Source organism: Synechocystis sp. LEGE 06083 (assembly GCF_015207725.1).
Classification (GTDB): Bacteria; Cyanobacteriota; Cyanobacteriia; order Cyanobacteriales; family Microcystaceae; genus Synechocystis; species Synechocystis salina.
Map to the genome: position 1 here is coordinate 1 of NZ_JADEWJ010000249.1, position 6,051 is coordinate 6,051.

Sequence of the window (6,051 nt, forward strand, 5' to 3'; positions counted from 1 at the left end):
ATCCACCCCCGCCACCAGGCGATCGCCGGATAGTCCTTGGCTCTCCTGCCACCATTGGCGATCGTTGTAACAACTGGGAGAGTAAATCAAGCTAATACCTACTCCGCCGAAGAACGCCGCCGTCTTCTGCCAGGACGTTTTTTTGTTTCCGTGGGAGTAGATACCTCTGCCACCGCAGCAGATGAAGCTTCATCATCGAGTTGGGGCAAGTCAACTTTTTCCTGAGCTACCGTTTCGTCTACTGATTGCTCAATAACTGGGGCTGTGACCTCAGATATAATCGTCGGCCCATCACTGGGGACATCATCGGGACTATTATCGCCATTGTCCACCGCTGTAATGACCGTATTAACCTGACTGCCATTACCATTGTTATTTTCCTCCCGGGCCGTACCCGCAGTAACCACCGAAACCACAAAGGAGCGGGGGTCCTGGTCAGCGTATTCCGTTTTGACCAGGGGAGAAATTCCCATGCGGGCATAAATGTCCTGTTCCAAAGTTGTCATGGTGACATCCACCGGAACCAACGTTTTTTCCACTCGACGGGACGGCCGCTCACGACGGGGAGGGGCAGTGCCACTGGCCTTTTCCTTGGTAGGGCTGGGGCTAGTGCCAGTGCTCTTACTGCGGGCAACCCCCACGGACTTAGTATTTTCCTTTTCAGAAAAGTCCGAGCCTCGACGACGGCGACGACGGCGGTTATTATCCCGATCGCCTTGCTCTTGATAATTAGGATGGAAGAGTAAGTCCAGAGGGCTAGATATTTTCGCTTCTTCCTTCTTCGGCGGCTCACTGACCTTGGCAGTGGGGGGAGAGAGAATTGGTTTTTCCACCAACCGGGGGGGAATGCTACTACTGACCGCTGTGGGAACCAAGGAAACAAAACCCTTTTCGCCAGGGAGTTCCACCAAATGGCCTAAACCACCACACTCAGGACAGGTCTGGCCAAACAGTTCATACAAATTCTGTCCCTGGCGCTTACGGGTCAACTCCACTAGCCCCAACTCCGTCAACTGGGCAATCTGGGGCCGGGCTTTGTCGGACTCCAAACAACGGTTGAAATGCTCCAAAAGTTGTAGTTGATCCTTATGGGTGTCCATGTCAATAAAGTCGACAATGATTACCCCACCAATATTTCTTAGCTTCAACTGGCGCGCAATTTCCGTGGCCGCTTCATAGTTAGTCCAGAGCACCGTTTCCCGGGAATTGGCCGAATGGGTAAAGGAACCAGAGTTAACGTCAATGACCGTCAAAGCTTCCGTCGGTTCAATAATTACATAACCCCCCGAAGGCAGATCCACCCTGGGCTTGAGGGCTTCCCGGATGGTGGCATTGACTCGAAAATACTCCAGAATACTGAGGGATTCCCGGTGACAATCAATTAAAACCCCCTCCGGCAAACGACCTTGGTCCCAGTTCATCAATTGTTGTTTGATCCGTTTCATCCCCGCCGGGGTATCCACCACAATGCGATTCACTTCGCTGGAATACATATCCCGCAGCACTCGCTTGATGAAATCATCATCCCGGTCTAGGAGCATGGGGGCACTACGGGTCATGGCCTGTTGTTGCACCAACTCCCATTGCTTTTGCAGATTTTCCAAATCTTCGATAATTGCATCTTCCGGCACATCTTCCGCTTCCGTCCGCACCAGTAGTCCCATGCCCGGTGGCTTGATCAACACCGCCAAAGCCCTTAAACGACTGCGTTCCTCCTCCCGGTTAATGCGGCGGGAAAGATTAACTCCCCGACCATAGGGCATCAACACCATGTAACGCCCTGGCATACTGATATTTCCAGTCAGGCGGGGGCCTTTATTCCCGGTGGGTTCTTTCATCACCTGCACCAACACCCTCTGTTGGGGAGCTAAAAGTTCCGAAATGGAACCGGCGGTGCGTCTTAATCTAACTGGGCCTAGGTCGCTGACGTGGATAAAGCCATTTTTTTCGGTGTCCCCAATGTTAATAAAAGCGGCGTCAATGCTGGGCAGAATATTGTCAACTAAGCCTAAATAAATATCTCCCACCTGTTGGCTGCCCGTGGACACCACCAATTCTTGAATTTGATCCTTCCAAAAAACAGCAGCAACCTGATGTTTTTCAGCAATGACAATTTGTTTTGGCATAAATATATTCCTCAAAAGGCCATCCGAAAGCCGTCCCAGTGGTGTGGACAGGGGCAGGGTGGCCTACAGAAAAATGTTGTAATGTTGGACATGGGGTGAACTGAATATTTTCCTCTCTAGGGTCAACCTACCCTCTCGCCCAGTGAACTACTCCCGTCATCCCCATGGCCATAGTTGTGACCGTTTTTTGCCACCACAGCTTCCTGATCAGGTGTGAGCAGGAACTTTTGGGGGGGCATGGATTACGGTCAGCTTGCTGGAGAAAGCCGTAGATATTCCCAGGGAAACGCCCAGGGGACAGCCGCCCATCGCACGGACGGGGGAGATAGATAGGCAAGAGTATTGGAGGCAGTTTAAGACGGAAAAAACTATCTGTTTTTCTGCACCGTAAGAACGACAACCGGTAACGATTAGAAAAGAAGAATCGGGGGCTGCTTACGGCGATTCACTACAGGGGCATAACTTTTGCTGGTTATCCCTGGATCAATGCCAATGATTACATCGGACATCGAACCTGAGGGTTTGGAGTCCCTCTCAAAATAACCCGGGCATTGTCAAAAGAAATAAACCTGATGCCCAAGAAATTTAAACTGAATATAACCTGAAATGGTAGCCTTTAGCAAGAAACCCCGGCTCTCCAGGCCAGTTGCCTACCCAGCCCGATGACGATCCACCTTATCCAAGGCCGCCTCTAATCCTTCATCCAGGGCACCATCCCCCACAATGGACCGCACTCCTTCCAAGGTGGAAAGAATGTTACGGGGGTCGAGGAACATTACCTTGCTGCTGTCACTACTGCCGATCGCCGTACCCATGTTGAGGTATTGCTGGGCCAGAAGAAATTGCAGAGCTTCCCTGGCATGGTTATCGGAACTCAATTTTTCCGTAAGGATACTGAGGGCCTCCGCTGTAGCCTTAGCTTCCAACACTTTTTTCTGTTGTTCCGCTTCTGCATTGAGGATAGCCGCTTTTTTCTTAGCCTCCGCTTCTAACACCCGAGCTTGGGCATCCCCCTGGGCTGAGTTGATGGCGGAATCCCGTTGACCTTCGGAAGTGAGAATAGCCGCCCGTTTTTTTCTCTCTGCGGTCATTTGCAGTTCCATGGAATCCAACACTGCTTTAGAAGGCATAATGTCCCGTAATTCCACCCTAGTAACTTTTACCCCCCAAGGGTCAGTGGAAATATCCAGTTCCCGCAGTAGTAATTCATTAATTTCCGTCCGGGCAGTGAAGGTTTGATCCAACTCAAGCTTGCCAATTTCAGAGCGGATTTGGGTCAACACCAAGTTCACCATGGCGGACTGTAAATTTTCCACCTTGTAATAGGCTTTCTCCATATCGATAATGCGCCAATAGACCACAGCATCGGCGGTAATGGCCACGTTGTCTTTGGTAATACAGGACTGGGGGGGAATGTCGATGACCTTTTCCCTGGTGGTTTGCTTAAAAACGACCCGATCCAAAATAGGAACCGTAAAATTCAGCCCTGGGGTAAGTTTTTTGTTGTAACTTCCCAGCCGTTCCACTAGAAATTCATTTTTTTCATTAACAATTTTGACCGAAGTACCGATCGCCGATCCGAAGAAGACGAGAAAGAAGAGAAAAAAGGCTTCCATGGTTTAGCTCCGCTGTGACTGGGGAAAGTTGGGGACAATGTCAGTAAAATCAACAATCAATCAGTGAAAAAAGACGAAAGGATAGAAAACTTGTTCTATGGGTCTAGCCATTGGCCGGAGGGTGTTATGGCAAGGCTAGAGTTGAATTTGAAACTGATCCTCAGGGGGTTGGAAAGGTTCGTCCTGGTCCCCTGGTAGGGACTGACTGGGTAGATCCTGAATATGAATTTCCTGTCGTTGCTGTTCGTTGAGGGTGATGGGCTCCAGGGTTCCCCCGCCAGTATTCAACTGGTACGCTTCAGAAACCAGGGCACTAGGACAACATTGGGGGTCTCCCTGCTGGTGCTTCAACATATTGAGGCGGATTTGCCCATTTTTAATAACTAAACTTTGTACCCGCACTCGATCGCCGAGGAAATAGGTGTTGGGGTTGGCGATCGGTCCATTGAGCCCATCGGTCACCACTGCGAGGTAAATCAGTTCTTCTGGGCCCACCGCACTGCCCCAGCGTAAAATCACCGCCGCATCCTGGTCGCCGTCTTGGTCCACGTCCCCAAGGGCAATGGGCTTAATCAAATTGAGGTTAAAGGTTCCGCCGGTAAACACACCGTTGTTGAGGGGGTATATGCCCTGGTCGGGAATGCTATAGCTCAGGTTTTTCAACACATCCACCGTCAAAGGGGCAGAGCTATTCTGGGCGATCGCCAGGGGGGGCCTTAAAGGGGTTGCCATTACCAGGGACCCCAGGGCCTCCCCTCCCACCAGGGCAGTGAGTAAACCTAAACTTATTGAACCAATCCTATTAGCCATTGTCTCAATCCTTTGGGAAATTTCTCTGAACATTGTGCCCAGACAGAAGCACTTTCCTAGGGCAAAAGGACAGTTTCGCAGTGGTTTTTGTTGCCCTCTTTTCCGTTCTAAAGGCATGGTAGCACGACCCCTGGGAACAGTAGCAGGGGAACGTTCGTGGTGAGCATCTGCCCCACCTGGGCCTTTGTTAAGCTGTAGAATTGCCTAAACTGTCCTGCCATCTAGTGTCTATGGTTGTCGATTCTGTGCCCGATTCATCTACCTTTGTGGGAAAAACCATTCGTCCCGTGGCCGCCGTTTCCATCCATGGCATTGTCTTCGACGGAGATCGTCTGTTGGCTGTGGACAGCAAAAATGGTTACCTGTTGGAAATCGATCCCTACACCAACAACACCAAGTTACTCAACGGTCAGTACTGGCAAGAATTTATCGGGGCCACCGGCCTGGCGATCGCCGACGGGCAGCTATGGTTTAGCTCAGGACAGTATGTTTACACCTGTAATCTGGAAGGGGAAGACCTGAAGCCGGAGGTATTTGCCTGGTTTGACGACCCAGTCAATGGGGTAGCCATCTGGGGCAGCACTGTGTACATTACCTGCCATAAGCGGGGCCACATTTTGGTGTATGGCAGGGACACCCGCAAGCTAGTGGCCACTTTTTACAGTCCCGGCATCGGCGTGGAAAACATTACCGTGCGGGGGGAAGAACTGTGGGTATGTGACAGTGCCGAACAAAGTGTTTATTGCCTCGATCGGGCCACCGGGGAAATTAATTTTAGCCTGATTACCCCCTTTGAAAGCCCCACTGGCCTGGCTTTTTACAACGATCAAGCTGGGGAAAAAGCAACCATCTATGTGGCCTATGTGCAACAGGAACCCTACGTCCGGGATAACCCCAACGCCGATCCCAACCACGAGTTGATGTATCGGGAAACCACCTTCATCCATCCCCTCTATTTCTACAACGATACCCACAAGCGTTGTACCTTTTCCAACGGGTACTTGGTGGAGATGCGCTACGTTGAGGAACTAGCCCCCCTGGACCCCGTTGATTTAAAACAGGTGGAATGGCGCATGGCCCTGCCGGCGGCCACCCCCCGACAAAGAATTCGCAAAATTGAATCGGTGGGTTTACCCTTTAGCCGTATTGATGATGTCAACGGGCAAAAAGTGGCTGTGTTCGAGTTTGACCAGCTTGATTTAGATAGTCGGGCCGTGTTTGGTTGGCGGGTGGAAATGGAAGTATGGGGCATTAAATATCGCCTGAAACCCAGTGATTGCGAGCATCTTCCCGCCTTACCTGAAGGCTTTGCTGACCGTTATTTAGTGGATAACGATAACCTCAGCATGGAAACCGATATTATTATCCGGGCCGCGGCCGAGGCGATCGGTCGGGAAACCAACAGCCTCCGTAAGATGTTCAATATCCGGAACTACGTCTACGATCGCCTTTCCTATGGCATTAAACCCCACATTGATACTCCCGACTTAGCCCTACGG

4 protein-coding genes are annotated in these 6,051 nt (G+C 51.0%); 1 reads left to right on the forward strand and 3 read right to left on the reverse strand.

The annotated features are described in order from the left end of the window. Nucleotides 1-98: 98 nt before the first annotated feature. The 3 genes from IQ219_RS15905 to IQ219_RS15915 form a co-directional block, all read right to left on the reverse strand. Complete coding sequence (locus IQ219_RS15905; protein WP_194018892.1) at nt 99-2,126, reverse strand: Rne/Rng family ribonuclease; 2,028 nt, start codon at nt 2,124-2,126, stop codon at nt 99-101. A gap of 650 nt (nt 2,127-2,776) precedes the next feature. Next, nucleotides 2,777-3,742, reverse strand: a complete 966-nt coding sequence (locus IQ219_RS15910) for an SPFH domain-containing protein (protein WP_190597318.1) — start codon at nt 3,740-3,742, stop codon at nt 2,777-2,779. Nucleotides 3,743-3,877: 135 nt separating this feature from the next. Further along, on the reverse strand, nt 3,878-4,552 hold the full coding sequence (locus IQ219_RS15915; protein WP_228017200.1) for a hypothetical protein: 675 nt from the start codon (nt 4,550-4,552) through the stop codon (nt 3,878-3,880). A gap of 230 nt (nt 4,553-4,782) precedes the next feature. Here IQ219_RS15915 and IQ219_RS15920 point away from each other — a divergent pair. Next, nucleotides 4,783-6,051, forward strand: a 1,269-nt coding sequence (locus IQ219_RS15920) for a transglutaminase (RefSeq protein ID WP_228017201.1), incomplete at its 3' end; no start/stop codon positions are given.

Coding starts and splice junctions, on each gene's coding strand:
- IQ219_RS15905 (WP_194018892.1), bottom strand. CDS start 2,126: ATGCCAAAACAAATTGTCATTGCTGAAAAACATCAGGTTGCTGCTGTT.
- IQ219_RS15910 (WP_190597318.1), bottom strand. CDS start 3,742: ATGGAAGCCTTTTTTCTCTTCTTTCTCGTCTTCTTCGGATCGGCGATC.
- IQ219_RS15915 (WP_228017200.1), bottom strand. CDS start 4,552: ATGGCTAATAGGATTGGTTCAATAAGTTTAGGTTTACTCACTGCCCTG.